General features: G+C 59.8%; 24 protein-coding genes. 9 read left to right on the top strand and 15 right to left on the bottom strand.

Going from position 1 to position 25,559, the window contains the following annotated elements; all coding sequences use genetic code 11:
* Positions 1–52: 52 nt before the first annotated feature.
* The 3 genes from EKH79_RS18390 to pip all read right to left on the bottom strand — a co-directional run bounded on the left by EKH79_RS18390 (position 53) and on the right by pip (position 3,652).
* The gene (locus EKH79_RS18390) at positions 53–1,909 is read right to left on the bottom strand and encodes a M1 family metallopeptidase (RefSeq protein ID WP_126675306.1); all 1,857 of its coding nucleotides are present in this window, start codon (positions 1,907–1,909) and stop codon (positions 53–55) included.
* Between the two features lie 76 nt (positions 1,910–1,985).
* Entirely contained in the window at positions 1,986–2,627 is a 642-nt protein-coding gene (locus EKH79_RS18385) for a glutathione S-transferase family protein (RefSeq protein WP_126675305.1), read from the bottom strand.
* Positions 2,628–2,701: 74 nt separating this feature from the next.
* Positions 2,702–3,652 carry a prolyl aminopeptidase gene (gene pip / locus EKH79_RS18380; RefSeq protein ID WP_126675304.1) on the bottom strand — a complete coding sequence of 317 codons (951 nt, stop codon included), beginning with the start codon at positions 3,650–3,652 and terminating at the stop codon, positions 2,702–2,704.
* 313 nt (positions 3,653–3,965) lie between these two features.
* Between pip and EKH79_RS18375 the strand changes: the two genes are divergently transcribed.
* Entirely contained in the window at positions 3,966–5,696 is a 1,731-nt protein-coding gene (locus EKH79_RS18375; RefSeq protein WP_199754381.1) for a DUF3300 domain-containing protein, read from the top strand.
* A 74-nt stretch (positions 5,697–5,770) separates the two neighbouring features.
* Here the strand turns inward: EKH79_RS18375 and EKH79_RS18370 are convergent, their stop codons facing one another.
* Positions 5,771–6,271 carry an Lrp/AsnC family transcriptional regulator gene (locus EKH79_RS18370; RefSeq protein WP_126675303.1) on the bottom strand — a complete coding sequence of 167 codons (501 nt, stop codon included), beginning with the start codon at positions 6,269–6,271 and terminating at the stop codon, positions 5,771–5,773.
* A 120-nt stretch (positions 6,272–6,391) separates the two neighbouring features.
* Here EKH79_RS18370 and EKH79_RS18365 point away from each other — a divergent pair, with 120 nt between their 5' ends.
* Together EKH79_RS18365 and EKH79_RS18360 are read left to right on the top strand one after the other, a co-directional pair.
* Positions 6,392–7,327, top strand: a complete 936-nt coding sequence (locus tag EKH79_RS18365) for a DMT family transporter (protein ID WP_126675302.1) — start codon at positions 6,392–6,394, stop codon at positions 7,325–7,327.
* Between the two features lie 62 nt (positions 7,328–7,389).
* On the top strand, positions 7,390–8,079 hold the full coding sequence (locus EKH79_RS18360) for a glutathione S-transferase family protein (protein WP_126675301.1): 690 nt from the start codon (positions 7,390–7,392) through the stop codon (positions 8,077–8,079).
* 95 nt (positions 8,080–8,174) lie between these two features.
* Here the strand turns inward: EKH79_RS18360 and ubiE are convergent, their stop codons facing one another.
* Complete coding sequence (ubiE, locus tag EKH79_RS18355; RefSeq protein ID WP_126675365.1) at positions 8,175–8,924, bottom strand: bifunctional demethylmenaquinone methyltransferase/2-methoxy-6-polyprenyl-1,4-benzoquinol methylase UbiE; 750 nt, start codon at positions 8,922–8,924, stop codon at positions 8,175–8,177.
* 136 nt (positions 8,925–9,060) lie between these two features.
* Between ubiE and EKH79_RS18350 the strand changes: the two genes are divergently transcribed.
* Genes EKH79_RS18350 through EKH79_RS18335 form a run of 4 tightly spaced genes read left to right on the top strand, consistent with a single transcriptional unit; the run spans position 9,061 to position 12,154 of the window.
* A complete protein-coding gene (locus tag EKH79_RS18350; protein WP_126675300.1) occupies positions 9,061–9,603 on the top strand; it encodes a DsrE family protein in 543 nt (180 codons plus the stop codon).
* A gap of 15 nt (positions 9,604–9,618) precedes the next feature.
* Positions 9,619–10,569, top strand: coding sequence for a molybdate ABC transporter substrate-binding protein (locus tag EKH79_RS18345; protein WP_126675299.1), 951 nt, complete (start codon positions 9,619–9,621; stop codon positions 10,567–10,569).
* Positions 10,566–11,228: a c-type cytochrome gene (locus tag EKH79_RS18340; RefSeq protein ID WP_126675298.1), complete on the top strand. Its 663-nt coding sequence runs from the start codon at positions 10,566–10,568 to the stop codon at positions 11,226–11,228. The genes EKH79_RS18345 and EKH79_RS18340 overlap by 4 nt, the downstream gene beginning before the upstream one ends.
* Complete coding sequence (locus EKH79_RS18335) at positions 11,225–12,154, top strand: c-type cytochrome (RefSeq protein ID WP_126675297.1); 930 nt, start codon at positions 11,225–11,227, stop codon at positions 12,152–12,154. The genes EKH79_RS18340 and EKH79_RS18335 overlap by 4 nt, the downstream gene beginning before the upstream one ends.
* Before the next feature lie 50 nt (positions 12,155–12,204).
* On the opposite strand, the gene EKH79_RS18330 is transcribed toward EKH79_RS18335, so the two are convergent.
* The 6 genes from EKH79_RS18330 to EKH79_RS18305 are packed head-to-tail and all read right to left on the bottom strand — an operon-like array spanning position 12,205 to position 17,837.
* Positions 12,205–13,221 (bottom strand): NADP-dependent oxidoreductase, encoded by a 1,017-nt coding sequence (locus tag EKH79_RS18330; RefSeq protein WP_126675296.1) that lies wholly within the window; start codon positions 13,219–13,221, stop codon positions 12,205–12,207.
* 25 nt (positions 13,222–13,246) lie between these two features.
* Positions 13,247–14,035: an SDR family oxidoreductase gene (locus EKH79_RS18325; RefSeq protein WP_126675295.1), complete on the bottom strand. Its 789-nt coding sequence runs from the start codon at positions 14,033–14,035 to the stop codon at positions 13,247–13,249.
* 15 nt (positions 14,036–14,050) lie between these two features.
* Entirely contained in the window at positions 14,051–14,821 is a 771-nt protein-coding gene (locus EKH79_RS18320; RefSeq protein WP_126675294.1) for an SDR family oxidoreductase, read from the bottom strand.
* A gap of 27 nt (positions 14,822–14,848) precedes the next feature.
* Positions 14,849–15,538 (bottom strand): histidine phosphatase family protein, encoded by a 690-nt coding sequence (locus EKH79_RS18315; RefSeq protein WP_126675293.1) that lies wholly within the window; start codon positions 15,536–15,538, stop codon positions 14,849–14,851.
* Positions 15,539–15,540: 2 nt separating this feature from the next.
* Complete coding sequence (locus EKH79_RS18310) at positions 15,541–16,611, bottom strand: phosphotransferase family protein (RefSeq protein ID WP_126675292.1); 1,071 nt, start codon at positions 16,609–16,611, stop codon at positions 15,541–15,543.
* On the bottom strand, positions 16,611–17,837 hold the full coding sequence (locus EKH79_RS18305; protein WP_126675291.1) for an acyl-CoA dehydrogenase family protein: 1,227 nt from the start codon (positions 17,835–17,837) through the stop codon (positions 16,611–16,613). Before EKH79_RS18305 ends, EKH79_RS18310 begins: the two co-directional genes overlap by 1 nt.
* A 127-nt stretch (positions 17,838–17,964) precedes the next feature.
* On the opposite strand from EKH79_RS18305, the gene EKH79_RS18300 reads away from it, so the two are divergent.
* The gene (locus EKH79_RS18300) at positions 17,965–18,879 is read left to right on the top strand and encodes a LysR family transcriptional regulator (protein WP_126675290.1); all 915 of its coding nucleotides are present in this window, start codon (positions 17,965–17,967) and stop codon (positions 18,877–18,879) included.
* A 56-nt stretch (positions 18,880–18,935) separates the two neighbouring features.
* Here EKH79_RS18300 and plsB read toward each other — a convergent pair whose 3' ends face one another.
* From plsB to EKH79_RS18285, 3 genes are all read right to left on the bottom strand, one after another.
* Positions 18,936–21,572: a glycerol-3-phosphate 1-O-acyltransferase PlsB gene (gene plsB / locus EKH79_RS18295; RefSeq protein ID WP_425478529.1), complete on the bottom strand. Its 2,637-nt coding sequence runs from the start codon at positions 21,570–21,572 to the stop codon at positions 18,936–18,938.
* Between the two features lie 29 nt (positions 21,573–21,601).
* Positions 21,602–22,579: a hypothetical protein gene (locus EKH79_RS18290; protein ID WP_126675288.1), complete on the bottom strand. Its 978-nt coding sequence runs from the start codon at positions 22,577–22,579 to the stop codon at positions 21,602–21,604.
* Between the two features lie 238 nt (positions 22,580–22,817).
* On the bottom strand, positions 22,818–23,729 hold the full coding sequence (locus EKH79_RS18285; RefSeq protein ID WP_126675287.1) for a 5'-nucleotidase, lipoprotein e(P4) family: 912 nt from the start codon (positions 23,727–23,729) through the stop codon (positions 22,818–22,820).
* Positions 23,730–23,779: 50 nt separating this feature from the next.
* Here EKH79_RS18285 and EKH79_RS18280 point away from each other — a divergent pair, with 50 nt between their 5' ends.
* Complete coding sequence (locus EKH79_RS18280; RefSeq protein ID WP_126675286.1) at positions 23,780–24,844, top strand: AI-2E family transporter; 1,065 nt, start codon at positions 23,780–23,782, stop codon at positions 24,842–24,844.
* Between the two features lie 6 nt (positions 24,845–24,850).
* Here the strand turns inward: EKH79_RS18280 and bluB are convergent, their stop codons facing one another.
* Positions 24,851–25,558, bottom strand: coding sequence for a 5,6-dimethylbenzimidazole synthase (gene bluB, locus EKH79_RS18275; protein WP_126675285.1), 708 nt, complete (start codon positions 25,556–25,558; stop codon positions 24,851–24,853).
* Between the last annotated feature and the right edge of the window lies 1 nt (position 25,559).

The following is a 25,559-nucleotide window of genomic DNA, read 5'->3' as shown; positions in this document are numbered from 1 at the left end:
GCGCTCGTCACTCCGGTATGAAACGGAATGACGAGCCGCGTGGTGTGTTGCTTCAATGGTGGCGTGCTTTGGCTTTTGCAAACAGTGTTTCGACGGCCTGCTGCGTCAGCGGGTGATAACCGTCTTTCGCTTTGGCATACACCTGCTCGGCGTAAGCCAGACCATCCGGTGTTTTGCTAAATGCCGCATACACAGGCAGCGTGAGATACAGGCGCCCGATGCGCGTCATGTGTTCCGCAGCGGCCGGCCATACGCTCTTGTCGCCTGCGGCAATGGCATGCACGTACCAGCGCATGCCGATTTCTGCGTTCGGCGTCCCGGTAAGGTGCCATGCGGCGTCGATCGCCTGGATCTTGTCGAGCGGCGGCACATCCGGCAGCCCGTTGAGGAAGTACATCCATTCCTGCGTGTTCCAGTCTTTCGCATCGAGCTTGTCGGCCGTCAGCGTACCGGCGAGGAAGGCGCTGCGTTCCTTGTCGATCGTGTCGAACCGCGGCGAATCCGGGATCGGCGCATTCTTCGGAATGCCGGTGCCGTAAACCCAATCCTGCACGTCGGCCCAGCTCATTTTGCCGGGGTATTTGTCGATCAGGTTCGGCTTCAGAAAGCTGAGCATCTGTTCGGTAGTGATGCTCTGGAATGCGAAATGATTGAAGTAGCTCTTCAGATAATTGTCGAACGTATCGCGGCCGAAGCGTTGCTCAAGCGTGCGCAGGAACCACGAACCCTTCGTATAGGCGACGTCAGAGAGCGAATCGTCCGCATCGACCGCGCCGGGCTTGGGTGCAAGGCGCTGCGAATTCGCCGGCATCGAGCCGATTTCCTTCTGCAGCGTGTGAATATCGAGCAATGCTTCTTCATCCGCCTGGCGCGTTCCGTACAGCGCTTCGGTGATGCGACCCTGCACGTAAGTCGTCACGCCTTCATTGAGCCAGATGTCACGCCACGATGCAGCCGTCACCAGATTGCCCGACCACGAATGCGCCAGCTCGTGAGCAACGAGCGACACAAGACTCTTGTCGCCGACCAGCACGGTTGGCGTGGCAAACGTCATGTTGGGATTTTCCATGCCGCCGTACGGGAAACTTGGCGGCAACACGAGAATGTCGTAGCGGCCCCAGCGATACGGGCCATAAAGCTTCTCGGCGGTGGCGATCATCTTTTCGGTGTCTTCGAACTCGTGCGCGGCTTTGCCAACGACGGATGGTTCGGCATACACCGCCGAACGCGGGCCGGTTTCGCGGACGTCCAAATCGCCTGCAGCAATGGCCAACAGATACGAAGGGATCGGATGCGTTTGACTGAAGCTGAAATCGCCATTCAACGGATGCTTCGGATCGTTCGGTGCACTCATCGCTACGCGCGTGTCTTGCGGCGCGGCGACATGCGCGTCGTAAGTGAAGCGAATCGCTGGAGAATCCTGCAGCGGCACCCACGAACGCGCATGGATGGATTCGGATTGCGAGAACATGAAAGGCTGCTTTTTGTCCGCCGTCTGCGCAGGCGGCAACCACTGCAAGCCGCTTGCTGCCGGCGACGTCGTGTAGACGATGCGCACTTCGTGCGGCCGCTGCGGCGTCTGAATGGTCAGCTTGCTGCCAAGCTGTTTGTCGCGCGGCGCGAGCGCGTATTTCAGCGCGGCGGTTTTACCGCTGGCATCCACCGATTCCACGCTGCTGATGTTCAGATCGCGTGTATCCAGCACAAGATTCGTGGCCTTCGGATTCTTCCAATCCAGCGTCAGCGTGGCCTGGCCATCGAGCTGGCGCTGGGCAAAATCCAGCTTCAGCTGAAGGTCGAGATGGCTGACGCGCACCTCGTCGGGCTGGGCATACGAATACGGGTCGTTGGCGAAGGCCGCTACGGGCAGAAGCAGGGCGCCCAGGGCCATGGTGCGGAGCGGGAACATCGTGCAGTTTCCGGAGGGTTTTGGGAGGGGCGAGTATGCCACTCCCACCTTCATCCTGCCCCGTGACGGAGGTCAGTTACGGCAACTCGTTGGCGCTGAAGGGGTCTTCGGAGTACGGATGCATGACGGGCAAAAAGCCCGGCTGCGACTTCACCCGCTCGATCCAGGCACGAAAGTGCGGATAAGGCGCGAGCGAAAAGCCGGCTTGCTCCGCGCGGCCGCCGTACGCAAAGACAGCGATGTCTGCAATGGTGTAACCGTATTCGGTCAAGAAGGGGCGCTGCGATAATTCGTTGTTGAGTATCTGCAACGCGCGCTCGCCGGTGTCGCGCTTCATCTGAATCAGAAACAATGGGCGGCGGTCGAGCTTGCCGGTGAGCGTCCAGTAGCGCAGCGATCCAATCTGCGATTCGATGCGTTCCTGTTCGAAACTCAACCACTGTTGCACCTTGGCGCGACCAAATGCATCAGGCGGCAGATAAGGCGTATCGGTGGCGAGAAAAAACAATATCGCACTCGATTCCGACAATACACGCCCATCGTCAAGCTGGATCGCAGGCACTGTGCCGGTCGGGCTGATGCGCCGATATTCAGGCGAACGGCCTTCGCCCTCGAAGATGCTTACATTCACCGTGACATAAGGGCGCTGCAAGTGATGCAGTAGCTGGCGAATCTTCCACGCATTTTCGGAAGCGGGGTAATCGAAGAGCGTGAGCATGCGTGCACCTTATGAAGAGGACGCAACTATTCTCAAATGGCGCTGCTTATTGCGCTATCCGTTTTTTGCGGGGCTCAACAATAGCGATCAGCCAACCGATCCGTCGCCTGCACAAGCACATCGACAATAGCCGGTTCGGTGGCTGCGTGTCCGGCGAGGACGATATGGAAATCCGCTTCGGGCCATTCGGCCGCAAGGTCGCAGGCGTTTTTTGCCGGACAGATGATGTCGTAGCGTCCATGCACAATGGTTGTGGGAATGCGGCGTAACTTCTCTACGTTGCGCAGCAACTGGCCCGGTTCGAGGAATGCGAGGTGACGAAAATAGTGCGCTTCGATGCGCGCCAGGCTGAGTGCCACATCTGGCGCGGCAAAGCTTGCTTCGGTTTCCGGACTTTCCTCCAGCGTGATGCCGCCACCTTCCCACGCGCCCCATGCTTTGGCGGCAGCGAGCCGCACCGTTTCATCGTCGCTGGTCAACCGATGCCAGTACGCGTCGAGCATATTGCCGCGCTCTGCCAGCGGAATGATGGACGCATAGCGCTGCCATTTCTCCGGCAGGATCCACGACGCGCCGCCTTCCTCGTAGTACCAGCGAATCTCTTCCGGCCTGCTCAGAAAGATGCCGCGCAAAACCAGCCCGAGCACGCGCTCCGGATGCGTCTGCGCATAGGCGAGCGCAAGTGTGGAGCCCCATGAGCCGCCGAACACCACCCAACGCTCGATACCGAACCGTTCGCGAAGGGTTTCGATATCGCCGACCAGATGCCACGTCGTGTTATCGGTGAGATCGGCAAAAGGTGTTGAACGTCCGGCTCCGCGCTGATCGAAAAGCACGATGCGATAACGTGCCGGATCGAAGAAGCGTCGATGGTAGGGCGACAATCCTGCACCCGGGCCGCCATGCAGAAAGACGACGGGCAGTCCTTCCGGGTTGCCGCACTCTTCGACATAGAGTGTGTGCCGCGCATCCACCGCAATCTGGTGTGTGCGATAGGGTTCGATGTCTGGATACATGGTGCGCATGGTTGACAGTCCGATCGTGCTCAAGCAGCAATATCGATGAGAGAAGCGCTACGCATGTCGCTAGCACAGCTGACGCAGAGCTTACCGTTTTGCCTAACGCCAACAAAACGCGTCGCAGATTTAACGCGCGTTAGCCCAATTATCACGACGGTATAGGCATACTCCAGTTGCTTTCATGGCGATGTGCGGCATGAGCGGGGAAAAGCAGTTGTTAATGTCTCGCTAACTCCATACCGACTGTGAGCAGCCGTGCCACACCTAATCAGGGGAAGTTACGATTTCCCTGCGACTGATATTTCGATGGAGTGATCGAGTGAACAAGCAAATTTCCCTGAAAATCGCGATCAGCGCAGGCTTGAGTACAAGCATGTTGTTGCTCGCCGGTTGCCCCTGGCAATCGTCGAATAACAGCAATGCACCCGCGGCTTCTTCTACTGCGCCGGCATCTGCTTCGACAGCTGCCGGACAACAGCAGCAAGCCTACACGCCGCCCACGGCGGATCAGCTCTATCAGTTGGTCGCACCGATTGCCTTATTCCCCGACAAGCTCGTCGCGCAAGTGCTGGCCGGGTCCACCTATCCGGATCAGATCACTGCCGCAGAAAACATGCTGACTCAGAATCCGAATCTGAAAGGCGATCTGTTGCAGGCAGCCGTTACGCCGCAAAGCTGGGACCCGAGCGTGAAGGGGCTGACCCAGTTCCCCTCTGTGTTGTCGCAGATGGCGCAGAACATCCAGTGGACGCAGTCACTCGGCGAGGCCTACGTCAACGATCCGACGGATGTGTTGAATGCGATCCAGGTGATGCGTCAGCGCGCGTCTGCACAGGGCAATCTGCGCACGTCCGCACAGCAGCAGGTGACGACACAGCCGGCGCAGCAGGTCGCGCAAAGCGAACAGGCGAGCGGTTACGTCGATAACGGCAGCGCGCCGCCGGTGTATTCCGGTGAGCCTGTCGTGCCGCCACCACAGCAGATCTACCAGATCGAGCCTGCGCAGCCGGATGCGGTGTATGTGCCGGTGTACAACCCGCAAACCGTCTACGGTGGCGACGTGGCTTATTACCCTGGCTACGACTATCCGCCGCCGCAACCGTCTTACAACACCGGTGAAGTGATCGCGGTGGGTGCCGTGGCATTTACCGCTGCGATCGTCGTCGGCGCCATGTTTGAACATGGCGGCGGTGGTGGTGGCGGTGGATGGCATTCCTGGGGCATGAACTGGGGTGGTGGCCGCGGTGGCTACAACGGTGGCGGCGGTGGCGGTTGGCATCGTCCGGCGGTGGTCTACAACAATCAGACGTACGTTTCGAGATCGACGACGGTCGTCAACCGCTATACCGTCAATAACACCACCATCAATAACAACAATAACTACGCCAACAATCGCACGATCAATAACAGCAACGTTACGAACAACGTCAACAACAATCAGTTCAACCGCAACGTTACGAATAACCAGTTCAATCGCAACGCCACGAATAACGTGACGAACAATCAGTTCAACCACAATGTGACGAACAACAACCGTGCGCCTGGACAGCCGATGAGTGTGCCGAATTTCGGGCATTCGGCGAATCTGGCGCAAGCACCGCACGCAGCACCGGAAGCGCGTCCGGCTCCGAACATTCCACATCAGGCGCCGGCGCAAATCGCGCATCCCGCTGCTGCGACACCGCATGCTCCGGAAGCATTCCGTCAGCCGGCTGCGACGGCACATCCGCTGCCACAGCCGCACCCGCAACCCGCGGCTCATGTTGCGCCACAGCCTCACCCGCAACCGGCAGTGACGCATCCGCAGCCGGCGTTCCATCCGCAGGCTCAGCCGCGTCCGCAGCCACAGCCAGCGGCGGCACATCCGCAGCCGCAGCCTGCGTTTCATCCAGCGGCGCAGCAACCGCATCCACAACCGGCACCGCATCCGGCGCCCGCGCCGCGTCCAGCGCCGCCGCCGCAACAGCACGCGGCACCGCAAGCGCATCCGCAGCCGGAAGCGCATCCTGCACCGCCACCGAAGAAGAAAGACGATCATTCACATAATTGATGTAAAAAGCCTCCTTGCATGTCATCGCGCAAGGAGGCTTTGCTTCACGCGCCGCGCATTGGCCAGACGTCTAGTCACTCATCCGGTAACAGACGCGCCGCATCCCACATCACGCGCGTGATCGGGCGATTGGCATGTGGCGTCTGCAACACGATCAACGTTGTCGTGCTGATGCTGGAATGAATTTTCAGCAGTCGATCGAGCACTGCTTCAAGATGGGTGATCGACATCGCGACCACGCGAAGCAGGGCGGAATCTTCACCTGCCAGCCGGCGGCAATCCAGAACCTCCGGTACGTCCGCCACGATTTTTCCGATACGTGCGCAGATACCGCCGTCGCAACGCAAACGCACCATGGCGTCGATGCCGTAGCCCAGGCGTTTGGGCTCGACTACAGCGCGATAGCCGGTGATCACGCCCGCTTCCTCCAGCCGCTTTACACGTTCGGCCACGGCCGGCGCGGACAGGCGCACCTTGCGTCCCAGTTCGGCATAACCCAGCCGCGCATCCTGCTGTAGTGCTTCCAATAGCTGCCAATCCTTGGTGTCCATTTCGGGTTTCGATTCGTAGGTCATAATGGCTTCCGGATATTTCGTTCGACGGCGAAACATGCAGCTCGGCTACGGGGCCATTATTCCTCGGTAAGCGACTCAAGACTAGGATTCGCACATTCCTTTTCCCCGCGGAATCGACTCATGGACAGTGCCGAGCGCCTCGATGGGCGCGCTTTGATTTACATCGCCATCGCCTTGCTCACGTGGTCGTCCGCCTACGCGGCGATCGCTTATGCGTTGGCTTCGTTCACGCCAGGCCAGGTGGCGCTGGCGCGGCTGGCGATCGGTTCGCTGTGTTTTGCCGTGTTGATAGCGGTGAGACGTACGCCGTTACCGCACCGGCGCGATTGGCTTCGCCTGGCGATACTCGGTGTGATTGGTCTGACGACGTATCACCTGTGCCTCAACTACGCCGAAACGCGCATCGCCAGCGGAACGGCGGCAATCCTTATTGCATTGGTGCCCGCGGCGACCGCCACGCTTTCAGCCGTCTGGATTGGTGAGCGCATCAGCGGGCGCCGCATGCTGGGGCTGGCGATTGCCTTGCTGGGTGTCGTGATGGTGGTGCTGGCCAGCGGCAAACAGGTGACGTTTCAGCCGATGGCGGCATTGGTGTTGGTAAGCGTGATCGCCTCGGCGATTTTCTTCGTCGGACAAAAGCCGTTGTTTGTGCGCAACGACATGATCGGCGTGACGGCATTTGGATTTTTCGCGGGCACGTTGGGTACTGTGCCGTTCGGCTTCGGCTTGCCGCATGCGTTGGTTGCGGCGCCGTGGTCGCACATCGCCGCGTTGATCTGGCTAGGTATCGCGCCTACATTCATCGGGTATCTGACGTGGAACGCGGCGTTGCGGCGTGCGTCTGCATCGCAGGTTTCCAGCTTCATCTATTTCTCGCCGCCCATTGCGGTATTGATCGGCTGGGTGTGGCTCGGCGAGCGCCCCGGTTGGCTGACCCTGATTGGCGGCGCCATCACCGTAGGCGGTGTCGCATTGGCGAATGCGCGGCGCAAAAATGCTCCTCCCGCACCAGTTTCGATGGCACCTGTTGCAGCCAAGCAGGGTTGCGAATCGTGATGCGTTGATAGCAGCTGTACACGTACGTCCGCGATGGCACATCGTTTCTACAAGGAGCATGCATGTACACGCTTTACATTGCGAACCGGAATTACTCGTCGTGGTCGTTGCGACCCTGGGTGTTGTTGAGCGAACTGGGCATTCCCTTCGATGAGAAGCTGACACCCTTTCAGCACGGCACGTCGTCAAGCTGGACGTTGTTCCGCACGTTTTCGCCGACCGGCAAAGTGCCATGCTTGCACGATGGCGACATTACCGTATGGGACTCGCTATCTATTGCCGAATACGTGGCGGAACGCCATCCGGCCGTATGGCCCAGTGACGCGCGTGCACGCGCGTGGGCACGCAGCGCTGCAGCGGAAATGCATTCGGGTTTCGAGGCGCTGCGTTCGCATTGCCCGATGAATTGCGGCATACGGCTGAAGCTGCACACGACTCCTGCCTCACTATCGAGCAATCTCGCACGACTGCAGGAGTTGTGGAACGAAGGTTTCACGCGCTTCGTCGGTCCGTACTTGGCTGGTGCGACGTTCACCGCCGTCGATGCGTTCTACGCCCCGGTTGTCTTCCGCATCCAGAGCTATGCGCTGGACATCGATGCTGCAGCCCAGGCTTATGTGCAGCGGATGCTTGCGTTGCCATCCATGCGCCGCTGGTATGACGCAGCACTGAAAGAGACGTGGCGCGATCCCGACCACGAGGAAGAAACGTTACGTCAAGGTACGTTGCTTCGGGATTTGCGCGCGGCGTAATGGAAGAGAAAAAGCAGCCACTATTCGATATGGTGTTCTGAGCGGCTAAGCAGCGACAAACGCCATGCGTTTGTCGCACACATCGCGCGGAAGGCTTAGAGCTTGTACGCGCGATGGATCGCAACAATCCCGTTGCTGAGATTGCGTACTTCGACGCGCCCGAATCCGGCGCGTTCCATCATGCTCTTGAGCGTTTCCTGATCCGGATGCTTGCGAATGGATTCGGCGAGGTATTGGTAGCTGCCGGAGTCGCCGGCGAACAACTTGCCCAGCTTCGGTAGCACCTGGAAGGAATGGAAATCGTAGAGCTTGCCGAACAGTTCGTTTTGAACCTTGGAAAATTCCAGCACCAGTGCGCGGCCGCCGGGTTTGAGCACACGCTGGATATCTGCGAGCGCCTTTTCCTTGTCGGTGACGTTGCGCAGACCGAACGCCATGGTTACTGCATCAAAACTGTTGTCGGGGAACGGCAACGCTTCGGCATTCAACTGCGTCCAGCGCAAACCGGAGACCATGCCGCGATCGGTGAGCCGGTCGCGGCCGACATTGAGCATCGCGGCGTTGATGTCGCCCACGATCACTTCGCCTTCGTCGCCGACAACCGGCTTGAGCAGCGCGGCGATATCGCCCGTGCCACCGGCCAGGTCAAGTACACGGTCGCCACGGCGCACGCCGCTGACGGCGACGAAATGGCGTTTCCACAAGCGATGGACGCCGAACGACATCAAGTCGTTCATCAGGTCGTAGTTGCGGGCGACCGACGTGAAAACCTCGCCGACCAGCTTTTGCTTTTCCCCGACAGGAACGTCGCGGAAGCCGAAATGGGTGGTGGACTGCTCGCTCATCCCGTCATGGTACAGGATGACGGCTGTGGATAAATCGATCTTATCTGTCATATAGACAACATGAAGTGGCCTGATGGCTTCAGGCGGCGTAGCCTTCTCCGGGACGCAGCTGCGCGTTGCCTAGCGAGATGCAAGCATGAACCGTCCGACCTTGTTGCTGTGCTGTGCCCTTGGCCTTTTCGGTTGTGCGGCGGCGATGGCCGACAACGCTCCCGCGCAGGTCATTACCGCTGCAGGCGCCTATCATCCGCTGCCGCAGGCGGCCTATCAGCCGGATCGCAATGCGACTTACAAAGTCGTGTTTTCGCTGACCAAGGCCGGCGACAAGCCCGACCACATCAGCCCCAGCCTTGAGCGTGTGGCGCGCACGGTGAATCTGTATGCCTCGGCCGGCGTGCCGCTCGATCATCTGAAATTCGTGGCCGTGGCCTCCGGCGACGCCACCGGTATCGTGCTGGACGATGCGCACTACCGCGCGCAATTCGGTACGGCGAACCCGAACCTCGTCGTGATCAGCCAGCTTCGCAAGGCCGGTGTGGATGTCGCTGTGTGTGGGCAGGCGATGGCCGAACACCATTATCCGAACGACTGGGCATCGAAAGACGTGACGCTGAGTCTGTCGGCACTCACCACGATTACGGTGCTGGAACAGCAGGGTTACGCCCTGATGCCGTTGTAAGACAGGGAGCGGACCATGCTGTCATCTTCGAATCGCCGCTGGCAATGTGCGTTGCTGGCGGCGTGGCTTGTTGCTATCTGCGGTGCTGCGAGCGCCGATCAGACCGATTACCTGCCGCCGTGGAATCCGCCGCCGGCAGGTGGGGTCTCGTTCGCGGTGCCGCCGTTCGATGCGATCGCCGATCTGCATGGCGATATTGTCGATCCGCAACTCACCGTGTTTTTTGCGGGCAACCAGTTCATGGTCGTGCATGATCTGGTCGAGGCGTTCAAGCAGCGCTATCCGCAATATCAGCGTATTTTCGTGGAAACCTTGCCGCCCGGCATTCTCGTCAAGCAGATCGAGACGGGTTCGCTCGTGATGGGGAATCTGCGCATTGCAGCCAAGCCGGATATCTTCACCAACGGCAAGGATTCGATTGCCGATCTGCAAAAACAGCGAGGCTGGTTTGCGGACACAACCAATTACGCGCGCAATCCACTTGCGATCATGGTCGCAAAGGGCAATCCCAAGCACATTGAAGGATTGAAAGATCTCGCGCGCGCCGATGTGCGTGTGAGCATGCCCAATCCTCAATGGGAAGGTATCGCCAAGCAAATCGAAGCCAGTTATCGCAAAGCGGGTGGCGACGCGCTCGATCACACGATCATGGACAGCAAGGTGCAAGACGGCAGCACGTATCTCACGCGCATCCATCATCGGGAATCGCCATTGCGTGTGTTGCAGGGCGAATCGGACGCTGCGCCGGTATGGTCGACTGAAGTCTATTTTCAGCAGCAGATTTTGCACCGGCCGGTCGAGACCGTTGCGATACCCTCCGATCAGAACGTCACAGCAACGTACACCGCTGCGCGCCTGAAGGCAGCACCACATGAGCAGGCGGCGAAAGATTTTCTAGCATTCATGACGTCGGCCGATGCGCAAGCGATCTATCACAAATACGGCTTTCAGCCTGCGCAGCCATGAAAGCATTCCACATCATTACGCTTCTGCTTGGTTTGCTCGGTGCCTTTGCAGCGCTAGCCGACACGCCTGATGGCGCGACGCTGGCGCATCAGGGCAATGGTCACGGCGTTGCGCCCTGTCTGGCGTGCCATGGCGCTGATGGTGGCGGTCAGGCCGCCGCGGGCTTTCCGCGTCTGGCGGGTTTGCCGCAAGCGTATCTGCGCAAACAGCTGGATGACTTCGCAAACGGTTCGCGCACCAACGCCACCATGCAGCCCATTGCTACGGGATTGAGCGACGCAGAGCGCGATGCCGTTACGGCGTACTACAGCAAGTTGCCGATACCTTCTGCACAGTCGGCGAATGCACCAACCGGTGACGATGCGCAGCTCGCGCAAATCCTGGCGACGCGCGGGCGCTGGTCCAAGGGACTGCCGGCATGCGAGCAATGCCACGGCCCCGGCGGCGTGGGTGTTGGCGATCATTTTCCGGCTTTAGCGGCCCAATCGTCGGTATATCTGTCGAATGAATTGCACGCATGGCAACAAGGCTCGCGCCACAACGATCCGTTGCAACTGATGCAAGGCGTCGCCAGCAAACTAAGCGATAGCGACATCAGCGCGATCAGCGCGTGGTATGCCGCGCAACCTGCGGTATTGCCGAAGGAGGGACAGCCATGAATGCGATGCGCATGCTCGTGACCGGCGCGACGTTATTGCTGGCTGCCTGCGATCACACAACGCCGCCGCAATCGGCAGCTTCCGTCGCCAGTGTACCGGCGCCGGCAACTTCTGCTGCGAAGCCCGTCAGTCACTTTTCGCCGCCGGAGGAGTCGTCGATTCCAAACGATGATTTCGGCAAGCAGATTGCACTCGGCCGGCAGATTTTTGTGGACCCGGGCCGGTATGCGAAGGCCTATGTCGGCAATCAACTCAGCTGCGAAAACTGCCACCTCGATGCAGGGCGGCTTGCCAATGCCGCGCCGCTATGGGGTGCGTATCCCATGTATCCCGCGTATCGAAGCAAAAATCATCACGTGAATACATTCGCCGAGCGGCTGCAAGGTTGCTTCAACTACAGCATGAACGGCAAAGCGCCCCCGTTGGGCGATCCAGTGCTGGTGGCGCTGGAAACGTATGCGTATTGGATGTCCAAAGGCGAGCCCATCGGCACGTCGCTGCCGGGCCGTAGTTATCCAAAATTATCCAAGCCTGCGATGGCGCCCGATTACGCACGCGGCGAAAAAGTCTTCAAAAGCGACTGCGCGCTTTGTCACGGCGACAACGGTCAGGGCCAACAAACAGCTGATCGCACGGTATTCCCGCCGCTTTGGGGACCGCAGTCTTTCAATTGGGGTGCCGGCATGGAGCAAATCACCAATGCTGCCGGATTTATCAAAGCCAACATGCCACTGGGTCGCGGCAACACGCTGACCGACCAGGACGCCTGGGACGTTGCGTATTTCATGAATGCCCACGAGCGCCCGCAAGATCCCCGCTTCAACGGCTCGATCCCCGCCACACGCGCGGCCTACCACGACACCCCCGATTCGCTTTATGGTGTCGCCGTGAATGGTCAATTGCTGGGACAAGGTACAGCCAAATAGCCGTCTTTCCCCCGCGTTCGTCCGCGCGACGAATGCGGGGATTCAATACATTAATCGTCGTTCGCGACGCGCAACAGAAGCTTGCCGCGATGGCTGCCGTCGAACAGTTTGTTGAGCACCACGGGCGCATTTTCTAAGCCGTCCTCGATGGTTTCTTCGGCTTTGATGCGGCCCGATTGCACCCAGCCCGCAAGATCGAGCACCGCTTTGTTCGTGTCGGCGTAGTCGAATACGAGGAAGCCACGCACCGAGAGGCGCTTGACGATGATGACGCTGTAGTCGTCGCTCGGGCGCGATCCGCTGCTGTAGTTGGCAATCAATCCGCACAGCGCCACGCGGCCGCCGTTGACCATGCGTGACAGCACGCCACGCATGACGGGACCGCCGACGTTTTCAAAATTCACATGCACGCCGTCGGGCGTGGCGTCCGCGAGTGCTTTTTTCCAGTTTTCATCTTTGTAATCAACGGCTGCATCGAAGCCGAGTTCGTCGACAACATAACGGCATTTGTCCGCGCCGCCGGCGATGCCCACCACGCGTGCACCGCGCAATTTGCCGATCTGACCGGCAATCGATCCCACTGAACCCGCGGCAGCAGACACCACCAGTGTTTCGCCCGGTTGCACGGGTGCGATGTCGGTAAGGCCGTAGTAAGCGGTGACACCGCTCATGCCGCATGCACCCAACAACGTCGGCAACGGCACGGACAGTTGAGGCGGCAACTTCACATAGTCCTTGCGGCGGCGGTCATCGATGACGGCATAGTCTTGCCAATTCATCAGGCCCTGCACGAGATCGCCTTCGGCATAATGCGGCGATTTGGAGGCAACCACACGGCCCAGTCCCAGCGCACGCATCACTTCGCCGATCGCAACTGGCGGCATGTACTGCGGGATGTCACTCATCCAGACGCGATTGGTCGGATCCATCGACAGGTACAACACGCGTACGAGAAATTCCCCGTCCTTGAGTTCGGGGACGGGCTGCTGTTGCAGATCGAAGTCCTCGCGCTTGACTAGACCTTCCGGACGGGACTTGAGCCGAAGCTGACGATTGATAAGAGACATCGCGGGATACCTGTGATCGTGAGGGTTAGACAGCGCAAGCGCCGCCGTCGAGCACCAGCTCGGCGGCCGTGACATAGCGGCTTTCATCGGACGCAAGATACAGCACGGCATACGCGACATCGTCCGGATCGCCGAGGCGGCGCATCGGAATGCCGCGCGTGAGTTTTCGCGTAGCTTCTTCTTCGCCAAGCGACGCGAAAAAGGGCGCGACGATGCCCGTGCGAATAAACGCGGGGTGGATGGAGTTGCAGCGCACGTCCATCTTCTGTCGCGCACAATCGACCGCCACCGATTTAGTCAGCATGGCCACCGCGGCTTTGGAGGTGTTGTACGCCGTGTAATCCGGATCGACCTTGAATGCTGCAACAGAGGAAATATTGATGATCGAGCCGGGCTGTTGATCGCGCAGAAACGGCATCGCGTATTTGCATCCCAGCACGATACTTTCGACATTGATGGCCATCACGCGACGCCATTCTTTCATGTCGATATTTTCGACGCTGCCAAGCGAGCCGACGCCAGCGTTATTCACCAGCACGGAAAGGCCGCCCATGGCCTGCGCTGCCTCGGCCAGCAAACGTTGCCACGTCGCTTCATCGCGTACATCCTGAGCGGCGCACCATGCGATTTGGGAGCCCGCATCCCGATTGATCTCGTCGGCCAGCGACTTGACTGCGGTTTCGTCGATGTCCGTGATGAACACCTTGGCGCCGTGTCTGGCGAGCATTCGCGCAGTCGCAGCGCCGAGACCACCTGCTGCGCCGGTGATGAAAGCGCGCTTACCGGCGACGCGTTGAGCTGTTATGTCTGTCATGTGTGGTTCCGTGGTTTAAACGCTGAGATAACCGCCATCGACATTCAGCACGGCGCCGGTGGTGTAGGACGCTGCGTCCGAAGCAAGATAAAGCGCAGCACCCGCCATTTCCGATGGCTGCGCAACGCGGCGCATGGGTACGTGGGCGAGCGCGTTCTTGAGAATGGCCGGCGTGTTGACCAGCACCGATGCGAACTTGGTGTCGGTGAGTCCAGGCAACAGCGCGTTGCAGCGCACGCCCGATTCCGCGCACTCCACGGCAAACGCCTTGGTCATCGAGATCACGGCGGCCTTGGTAATCGAATAGATGCCCTGTTGAGGCCCGGGTACTACGCCGTTGACGGACGCCACGTTGATGATCGATCCGCCGCTATCCTTAGCCATCAACCGCGCACCGTGCGTGGACATGTAGAAGTAGCCGCGGATGTTCACGTCGACCGTCTTTTGAAAGATAGACGGATCCGTATCGAGAATGTGGCCGAAAAACGGGTTCGTGGCAGCGTTGTTCACAAGAATGTCGAGGCGGCCGTGTTTCTTTTCGACATGCGCAAACAGCGCCTCGATTTGCTCCAGTTCGCCGATATGGCACGCAATTGCTTCCGCCGAACCGCCGAGGTCGGTGATTTGTCCCACCACAGTTTCGCAGTCGGCGTGCTTGCGGCTCGACGCAATAACGTGCGCGCCGCATGCGGCAAAAAGTTTGGCAATCTCTGCCCCGATGCCTCGGCTTGCTCCCGTGACGATGGCGGTTTTGCCGGTGAGATCGAAGCTTGGCGGTGTGCTCATGATGTGTCGTCCGAAGGGTCGATGAGGTTAGCGAAGCGTGACCAGATGTTGGTCTTCGCTTCGTTCCAGGTGGGGCCATGCGTTATAGGTGATAAGACTGGGCCCCTGTTTGCCAAGGCGCAGTTTCGTGAGGCTTGTGTTTACCAACGACCAGCTAAGCGTGAATGTCTTCGCGATTGGCGCTTCAAGAATGTCATTGGCGATGACGGCGATCGGGCCGCCAGAGGTAAACGCCCAAATGGTTTTTGAGTCGCGCTGCGCAAGAGTTTGCAACGCTTGCAAAACATGGTGGCGAAATTGCGCCCAAGTCGTCGTGTAATCGGCGTCGTGTTCGCTGCTGACCCAGCGCGCAACAGCGGATGCGAATAGCCGCTGAAATGCCTGATGCGGGTCGGATGATTGTTTCAACTCGGCACGCAATGCGTCGTGATCGGCGAGATCCGGGCGAAAACGCGCCAGCAGTTCTTCGTGATCCACTTCGTCCAGGCCGTCGAGTTTCAGCAGCGGACGATCGACGCCTGTGGCATGCAGACACTCTTCCGCCGTGCGCAGATGCCGTTGCCGTGGTCCTATGGCAACAAGATCCGGTACTTCTCCACACGCCGACAACCATGCGCCGAGACGGCGCGATTGTTCTTCGCCGATCTCCGACAACCGGTCGTAATCTGCCGCGCGGAAGCTGGCCTGGCCGTGACGGATGAGCAGCAGGCTGCGCACGGTCACAGCACCGAGCGGGCAATGATGTGGCGGCAGCGGCTACCCATATAGCGTGCAGCATGACCGAAGCCTGCAAATTGCGGATTGGTGGTTTGACCAAGCACAAAGCGCCGGTAAATCTGCTGGATGATCACCATCAGGCGGAACAGGCCGAACACTTCGTAGAAGTCGAAGTTGTCGACACTCCAACCTGTGCGCTCGCCGTAGTAGTCGATTATTTCGCGACGCGTGAGCATGCCGGGTGCGTTGGATGGCTGGCGGCGGAATGCCTGAAACGTCGCCTCGTCGTCCGCCTGTACCCAATACGCCAACGATGAGCCCAGATCCATCAGCGGATCGCCAATGGTTGCCAGTTCCCAGTCGAGTACGCCAGTGATGCGGAGCGGTTGTTCCGGATCCAGCACTACATTGTCGAAGCGGAAATCGTTGTGGATGACGCAGGCTGCGGTGTCGCGTGCCGGTTGCTTTTGTGCGAGCCACGCGAGCACGTCTTCGCATGCGTCAGTGCCTTCGGTGAGTGCCTGATGCCAGCGTTCGCTCCAGCCGCCAACCTGACGTCCGATGTAACCCTCGCCACGGCCGATGGATTGCAGGTCCGGGCTCGACGTGTCGACTTTGTGTAATTCGATCAGGCGATCGACAAAGCTGGTGCACAAGGTGCGGACATCGTTAGGGGGAAGTTGTAAATCGGCAGGAAAGTCGCTGCGCAGGATGATGCCGCGCAGGCGCTCCATGACATAAAAATGTTGACCAATAATGGATTCGTCGTCGCACGTGGCAAGGATGGCCGGCACGTAGGCGTAGTGAGGCTTGAGCGCCGACATGATGTGCGCTTCGCGCAGCATGTCATGTGCGGATTTCGCCTTGGCACCTTTGGGTGGCCGACGAAGAACCAGTTCGCGATCCCGGTAGGAGAGCAGATACGTCAGATTGGATGCGCCACCCGGAAACTGCCGGACGGTCGGTGTGCCGTGAAGGTCTTCGATGTGTTGCTTGAGGAATGCATCGACCTTTGCGATGTCGAACGCGTCTTCATCGCGTAGCGTGCGTGCCTGATCCACTGAGTCGCTCATCAGAAAAAATCCTTGCTGGCTTGAGCCTTGGCTTCCAGTTTGGCGACGACACCACGATGCACTTCGTCCGGGCCGTCGGCGATGCGCAGCACGCGTGCGTAGGCGAACAGTTGCGTCAACGGGAAATCGTCGGAAAGGCCTGCGGCGCCGTGAATCTGTATCGCTGCTTCCGCCGCTTGTTGGGCGACGTTCGGCACCACGACTTTGATCTGCGAAATCAGGCTCAGTGCCGCCTTGGTGCCAAGTGTGTCGAGCGTCCACGCGGTCTTGAGCGTCAGCAGCCGCGCCTGGTCGATCACCATGCGTAGATTCGCGATGATGTCCGCGTTGCCGCCGAGTTCAGCGAGCGGCTTTCCGAACGCGACACGCGACGCGGCACGTTTGCATAGCAACGACAACGCGCGTTCCGCAGCGCCGATGGCGCGCATGCAGTGATGCACGCGCCCTGGTCCAAGTCGACCTTGTGCAATCTCGAAACCGCGCCCGGGTCCGAGGATGATGTTGCCAATCGGTACGCGCACATCGGTGAAGCTGAGTTCGCCGTGACCGGACGGTTCGTCGTAATGATGAAACACCGGCAACATGCGTTCGATCTTCACGCCTGGCGTATCAAGTGGACAGATCACCATCGTATGCCGCTGGTACGGCTGCGCGTCGGGATTACTCACGCCCATGAAGATCACGAAGCGGCAATGCGGATGTCCGGCGCCCGTCGTCCACCACTTGCGGCCATTCAACACAACCTGATCACCGTCGATGCGAGCGGTGGCTTGCATGTTGGTCGCGTCGGAAGAAGCAACGTCGGGTTCGGTCATGCCGAAGGCGGAACGTATCTCTCCCGCCAACAGCGGCTTCAACCAACGCGTTTTCTGTTCGTCGCTGCCGTAACGATGCAGCACTTCCATATTGCCGGTGTCCGGCGCGCTGCAATTGAACACTTCGGGCGCGATGAAGGAGTGCCCCATGATTTCCGCCAGCGGCGCGTACTCCGCGTTGCTGAGCCCCGCGCCATGTTCGGCGTCGGGCAGAAACAGGTTCCAGAGCCCCGCACCGCGGGCTTTGGCCTTCAGCGTTTCCATGATGGCGGGTTGTCGCCAGACCTGGTGATCGGGACTGCCGGTCAACGAGGCGGCGAAAACCGATTCAGCAGGGCCGACCTCTTCGCGCATAAAGCGCGTAAGGCGTTCTGCCAGTGCCTGACTACGTTCGGATGGGGCGAAATCCACGGATTCTCCTCCTGAATGCAGCCAGCCTACGCACTTCCATGGAATTAATGAAATGAATATGTCTTATGGGTAGTCATTAATTTCATGCATGGATTGGCGTATCCTTTCGCCAATCTCTGGAGCCTTCATGGACCGTACCGACAGCCGCATCGATCTGAACCTTTTTCGCGTGCTCGATGCGATCTACACCTATGGCGGCGTCAGCGCCGCGGCGCGTGTGCTGCACCTTACGCAGCCCGCCGTGACGCACGCGTTGAAGCGCCTGCGCGATCATCTCGGCGACCCACTTTTCGTTCGGCAGGGCAATCGTCTACTGCCCACTGAAAAAGTGCGCACGATGATGCCCGCCGTGCAAATGCATCTGGAAGGATTGCATGCGAGCACGCATGCACAGGGGCACTTCGATCCTGCCACGCTTGAGCTGGAGTTCACGATCGGCTTCCGCGACATTCTCGAATCGATTGCGTTGCCTGCGTTGTTGAAGCAGATTGAACGCGAGGCGCCACAGGTGCGTGTGGTGAGTCATCGCATTGCGGCGGATGATGTGGAGCGTGAATTGCGCGCTGGAACGTTGAATCTGGTTGTGGATCGTCCGCTTCGTGCTGGGCCACAAATCGCTCGCCAGCATCTTGTCGATGAATCGCTCGTGGTGGTCATGCGCAAAGGGCATCCCTTATCGGCGCAGCTCAAACGCAACGATTATCTTGCGGCCGAACATGTCACCGTCTCGCCACTCGGCGAAGCAAGCGCGCTGGATGTGTTGCTCGGGCAAAGCGGCACGTTTCGCCACGTGCGGTTGGTATGCCAGCACTATTTTTCAGCTTGTCAAATTGCCTCGTCGACGGATCTTCTGATGACGGTGCCGCGTTCGTACGCCATCCATCTGTCATCGCTGTTGCCGATCGCGATAGTGCCGCTGCCGATCAAGCTGAAAGCTGTGCCGATTCTTGCGTTCTGGCACGAATCAACGAATGACGATCCTGCACACGTCTGGTTTCGCCGGTGCGTCATCGATGCAGTGACACAAGGCATCGCGCGGTAATTGGTGATGCTGGCCGTTGCATGGAATGATGCAACGGCTGTGATCAGACGGTTCGATCAATCCTTGCTTTGATCGACGTGCTCATGCTCGTGTTCGTGGTGTTCGGCGATCACGTGGCGCTGGTGCAGTTCTTCGCTGGTATTTACCGTTTCTTCTGCCGACGCGGGTGCCGCGTCAGGCTCGGCAGCGGCGCGCTGCGTTTCCGTGTCGTTGCCGGTGATCTTGAGGATGGAGTGGCGCATTTCGCGAGCGAGAATTACGCGAGCGTCGCGCACCATGCCTTCCAGCGCCGTGTCGTAATCGAGCTTGCCATTGTCGTCGGTCCACACCACGCGTTGTTCGCGCAGTTTTTGGATGAACCCGCGGAAGAGTGCCTTGTCGAAAAACTCCGGCGCAGAAGGCTCGTTGAGCAGGCTCAGACGTTGCGCGGTGAGCGTGCAGACGTTTTCGAGTTCTGCCGCGGTAATCGTGTGCGGGCCATTCTTCGCCAACGCGGCGATGGCGATGTAGTAGCGCTCGAACGCCTGGATCAGGCTGCGTGCGATCACTTTCAGTTGATACGCCGCATCGTCCTGACCCGGGCCGCGTTCCAGCAGGCGACCTTCGCCCGTCGCTTCAAGCAAGCCGCGGCGCACAAAGAAATCGATGGTGGCTTGCAACTGCGTGCCGAACCCGTCGCTATCCCACGGCAGGAACAGCTCGTTCTGGATGAAGGGATAAATGATGCGGCCCAGTCGCAGAATCGATGCGCGCGTCATGCGGCGATTGTTGAGGAAGCAGCACGCCACCCACGCTGCGCACGCCGTGAGATGCAGCACGTTGTTGCGGAAGTAGCTCAGCAGTACCGCTTGTTCGGGCTCTACGGTGAGCACATCGCCGAGCGGATGGCGTACGCGCACGATCCAGCCCATCTGTTCGCCGTATGCGACGATGGCGGCAGGGTCCATTGGCGTCAGTGTCATGCGCTCGGAATAGGGCAGTTCTTCGAGCAGTGCCTTCATCAGATCGAGCTGCGCGAGCAGATCGCTCTCTGCCATCGCGTGCTTCGGCGTTGCCAACAAAGCGAGCGCGAGCAGATTGATCGGATTGACGTCCGCAGCGCGATTGATATTGACCTGGATCTTTTCAGATAGGTCGTCGACCACCTTGTTGAGCCATTCCGGCTTGCTGCTGGGATCGACAACCGTATCGCGCCAGCTGTCGCTGGCTGCATCGAGCAGCGGCGTCAATTCGATCGGCTCGCCGAAATTCAGCGCGACATGACCGTAGCGTTGGCGCAACACGCCAAGGCCACGAATCAAGCCGATCAGCGATTCCTTTTCTTTTGGCTGTCCCGACAACTCGCCCGCGTAGCTCTTGCCTTCCATCAGCTTTTCGTAGCCGATGTAGACCGGCTGGAACAGCACCGGGCGACGCGGTGCACGCAGGAATCCGCGCACCGTCATCACCAGCATGCCGGCGCGCGGTGCAAGCAAGCGACCGGTGCGTGAGCGGCCGCCTTCGATGAAGTATTCCATCGGCACGCCGCGATCGATCAGCTGCGCGACGTATTCGTTGAAGACCACCGGATAAAGCGCGCTGCCTTTCTTGAAGCTGCGGCGCAGGAAGAACGCGCCGCCCCGGCGGAGAAGCGGACCGATCAGCGGAAGATTGAGATTCACACCCGCCGCAATGTGTGGAACGACGACACCCGATGCATGCAGCTGATACGACAGCAGCAGATAATCCGCATGACTGCGATGACTGGGCACATACACCACTTCATAGCCAGGCGCGGCGGCGCGCGCCTTGTCGAAGTGATGCATGGTGATGCCGTCGTACAGCTTGTTCCAGAAGTTGCGCAGCAGGAACGACGCCGAACGCACCACCGGGTGCGAATAGTCGGCGGCAATTTCCATCATCATCTTGTGCGCGTTCTGCCACGACTTGGCGTAGCTGATGTTTTCCTTCACCGCCGTGGCAGTGATTGCCGCACGCACGGGTTCGGCATTGAGCACCGCATCGACCACGGTGCGGCGGTGCGAAAGGTCTGGCCCGATGACCGCAGCACGGATGCGGCGGAAATGGGTGCGCAGCACACGCGCCATCTTGCGGGCGAAGCGCTGGGGCTGAACTTCGCCGGCTTCGTTCAAGACTTCGCGCAGCGATACAGGCGCGGAGAAGTGCACTACCGTGTCGCGCCCGTTGAGCAACAACGCGAGCATGCGGCGGAAGCGGCCGACCATGACCCAGTTTTCCGAGAACAGCACGCTGAACCAACCGGTTTCACGCGTCGGTGCGCGGCCTACATAGATGGACACCGGCACGATTTGGATATCGCGATCGGGGAAACCTTCGATCGAGCGCAACAACTGACCGAACGGTTCGTTCGGCGAGCGGGCGCGATTGCGTCCGAACACTTCGCCATCGCGACGTGCAAGGGCGAATACCGAACGCCTGCGGCGCGTATGCAACAGCGGTTGCATTGGACTTGGCAATCCGGCTTCGCGACAGGCGCGGTCGAGAATCAACGCATCGGAAAAACCATCGCGTTCGATCACATAGCAAACGGGCGCATCGCTTTTCAGCAACGCAGCCGGTTCCGCCGGGTCACGGCGAATGCGTACCCAGGGTTCGAGCAGGTGCCCGGCGAGGTTGAACCACCAGGGCGCGCGGCTGCGGTATGTGGTTTCCGCGGTCGTCATAGTCGGCATCTGCATAGTGTAGCGGCTAGGGCCTTAGCTCACGGTTTAGCAGGCGCGGCACTGGCCATCTTCACGCTGCTGGCAGGTGCGGGCGCTGTACCGGCGGGCGCGGGAACGCTGCTGCTTGCCGCCGGCGCCGGATGCAGGATTTGCTCGTGCTGCGCGTGTTCGCTGTTGATCAGATCCTGGCTGTACCAGCGGCCGTCGACCTGCACCAGCTGCGAATCGGTACTAAGCGGCTTGCCGAGTAGCGTGTAGTCGATCTTCACGTGTGCCTGGTTGTTGTCCTGACTGACGGTGCTGACTTTCACGGAATTCAGCGTGTCGTCGACGGAAAGTCCGTAAATCGTCAGCAGCTGTTTGATGCCACCGTACGCGACGGAGTACTTCTTCATCGCGGTGTCGAAATCCATGTTCTGCAGCTGGTCGGCACTTTTCAGATCGAGCTGCCGTGTCGTGGTGACGGCTACGCCCACTGCCTGCTTGGCCTTGTCCTGATCGAACCACGGCGTCTGCTGCGCCCACGGAAGCAGCACGTTGAGCACGTCGCGCGCCTGCTGTTTCTGCGGTTCCGTCATCGTTTTGTTCTGCGCGATGCCGGTGCTGATGATCGCCTGACCGATGCCGATCATCACCGGCAGCTGGTCGTGATACTGGGCATCCATCTGCGCGATCTTGGGTTTGATCTGATCGTAAAGCGTGGTCTCCGCGCCCGGCGCGGTGAGCTGCTGGACGGCCTGATTGAAGCGGGCGCGGTCGTCGTCGGTGATCGGGCGTTGATTCGGGTTGGCGTGCGCCCAGTCGGCGCGCATGGTGGCGTAGTCGGCCGGAGGCAAGGCGTGCTTCCAGAAGCCGTCGAAATCGCCGTTCTTGATCAGCGTCACAGATTGCTCCACGGCTGCCTCGGGCGTATCGCCGCCGGGCGCGGCCGAAGTGGCCTCTTCTTTGTTATGACAGGCCACCAGGGCGACCATCGCCAGAAGCAGCACGCTACGGCCAAGTGTCTGAAAACGCATGGAATATCTCACGTAGGAGGGCGGTCTCGCGTGACCGGGCCAGCATGAGGCTGGCGGTGCATCTTAAAGAAAAACCCCACGGGCGTTGGGCCTCGCGGGGTGATGCCGGCATTGCCGGAAGGGAAATGGCCGTGCCCGCAGAAATTGGAGGTCAGCAGGATCGGCGGACGCCATGATACGGGTCCGCCTAAGTTCATGCAATACTTTAGATATAACTATCTAAGTTATTGATTTTGAATCAATCTGTTCGCAACGCGTCGATCTTCTGATGGCGACGCTGGTCGCGTGGGGTGCCCCATTCGTTGTTGAACAAGGCCGGCTCCCACGAGCCATAGGTCGGATTAGGCAGCACGAACCAGCGGGTGCCGATCCAATTCATGTAGGGCGCAATCGCCTGTGCGCGGCCTGCGTCGGTGTTGGTCAGCACGCTCACAAAATCGCCGAGCTGATCGCCGAACTGCATCAGCACCCGATAGTGCTGGCTCACCAGCTGGCGGCGGCAATTCTTCTCGGTGCCGACCTGATCGCAACCGCGCAGGATGGTGCCCAGGCCGAGGAAAGCCTCAGGACCGGATACAGGAAAACCGACCTTGCGCAGGTTGTCGATGGTCGCGGTATCCAGATCTTGCGAGCGGTTCGAAATGTAGATCACCGCAATGCCGTGCTTGGCCGCGAACTGCGTGAACGCTACGGCACCCGGCAATGCACGTGCGCGTTCTTCCTTGCACCATGCCGCCCAGTCAGCCTCGTTGTATTCGCCGCCGCTATGGATCAAGCGTGCCTGATAGGGAGAGTTGTCGAGGGCGGTTTCGTCGATATCCAGAATGACGGCGGGTTTCAGCCCTTTGTACGCGGCGATGCGATCGTCCTTGGGCAATGCATCCCACTGCTTGTCCTTCAGTGCACCGAGCAATTGCGATTGCGCGTTGCGGTAGGTTTCCAGATAGATCAGGTCGTGCTCGACCGCCGTCTGGCTCCAGGCGACCGCGTTGAGGTTGTCGTCGGCCGGTGTGGTGGCGACGGGCGCAGCGGGCGCGCTGGCTGCCGCAGCCGGTGCGGATGCCGCAGGCGAGGAAGAATGCGGCGCCTGGCTGGCGCAACCGCAAAGCAACAACAACGCGCCGGCAAGCGCGGGCAAGGACTTGGACATGAAACACCCTGTAGAAGACGAACGAAGTCTGCGGAGCATGGAGCAAGTTTATGACAGACTGGCCGCCATCCGGGTTGCTCCCCAAGGTTAGCCACGTGCCCGCCATTCCCGCATCCACTCGCACCATTCGTATCACCAGCTACGTCCTTGCGGCGATTGCGCTGCTGGTGGTGCTGTTGCTGCATCTGCTTCCGGCCTTGTTTGCCGGCTTGCTGGTCTACGTGGTGGTCCATGCGATGACGCCGCTGCTCGGTCAGCGCATTTCCGGCGAACGTGCGCGACTGGTCGTGGTAACCCTTCTGGGCACCATTGTGGTCGGCGTGATTATTTTGCTGGTGATCGCGGCGATTGGTTTTTTCCGGAAAGAATTCGGCGACCCGAGTCTGCTCTGGCAACAGCAGCTGATGCCGATGGTCGAAAAAGCGCGCGAGCAATTGCCCGTAACGCTGTCCGGCTGGTTGCCCGATAGTGTGGATGAATTGCGCGATATGGCGCTCGATCTCACGCGCAAACATGCATTGAGTTTGCAGAACGTAGGTAAAGAAACGGTGCGCGTAGTGGTGCGCATCCTGGTCGGCCTTGTGCTTGGTGCACTGGTAGCACTCAACCGCGAACGCCCACCGCATCAGGTGGGCCCGCTGGCGGCTGCGTTGGGTGAGCGATGTCAGCATCTGGCAGAGGCGTTCCGCAACGTCGTGTTCGCGCAGGTGAAGATCTCGCTGATCAACACGCTGGCGACCGGTGTTTTCCTGCTTGGCGTGCTGCCGCTGATGGGCATTCACGTGCCGCTTGCGAAGACACTCACTGTGCTCACATTTGTCGCCGGTCTACTGCCCGTGATCGGCAATCTGATTTCCAATACCGCCATCACCATCGCCGGTTTGTCGATATCGATCTGGGTCGCGGTGGCAGCGCTCGGTTTTCTGATCGTGATCCACAAGCTGGAATACTTCCTCAACGCACGCATCATCGGGACGCAGATTCGCGCACGTGCGTGGGAACTGTTGGTGGCGATGCTGTTGATGGAAGCGGCGTTCGGTATCGCGGGATTGATCGCGGCGCCGATCTACTACGCGTATCTGAAAAGCGAGCTTGAGACCGAAGGGATGGTCTGAGTGCGCTCAGCTTGCATCGAACGGCTTGCGCACGGCGTCCAGTAACGCGTCGTCTTTCACGGTGTTATCCCACGTGTTGCCGTGAAGCAGTTGCTCCAACGGCAAGCGAGAACGCCATCCGGCGATTTCCAGTTCCGGCTGCGGCAGAAATTCACTGACGTGGCCGAGACAAAGATAGGCGACGGGCTGCACATGCTCGGGAAGACCTAGCGTCTGTGCCAGTTTCGCCGGATCGACAATGCTCACCCAACCCACGCCGATGCCTTCCGCGCGCGCCGCCAGCCAAAGGTTCTGCACGGCGAGGCAGGTGCTGAATAGATCGGTTTCCAGCATCGTGTTACGACCCAGCACATGCGGGCCGCCGCGCAGGCGATCGCAGGTGATGCAAAGGTTGATGGGGCTGTCGACAATGCCTTCCAGCTTCAACCGGCGATAGAGCGCTGCGCGATCGCCCGCATAGTTGGCGGCTGCGCTGGCGTTCGCGTCATCGTAAAGCGCCTTGACCGCGCGCTTGATGTCGATGCTGTCGATCACGAGAAAATCCCACGGTTGCATGAAGCCCACCGAGGGTGCGCGATGCGCGGCGTGCAGCAAGCGTGCAAGGACTTCAGGCGCGATAGGATCGGGCAAGAATTGCGAGCGCACATCGCGGCGTTCGCGAATGGCGCGGTACAGCCCTTCGCGCTGTTCGTCCGAAAAACAATGATCAGTCATG

Origin of the sequence: Dyella dinghuensis, assembly GCF_003977615.1 — a bacterium.
Classification (GTDB): domain Bacteria; phylum Pseudomonadota; class Gammaproteobacteria; order Xanthomonadales; family Rhodanobacteraceae; genus Dyella_B; species Dyella_B dinghuensis.
The sequence above is the reverse complement of the archived record's forward strand: the minus strand, read 5'-3'. Positions and strand labels throughout refer to the sequence as shown.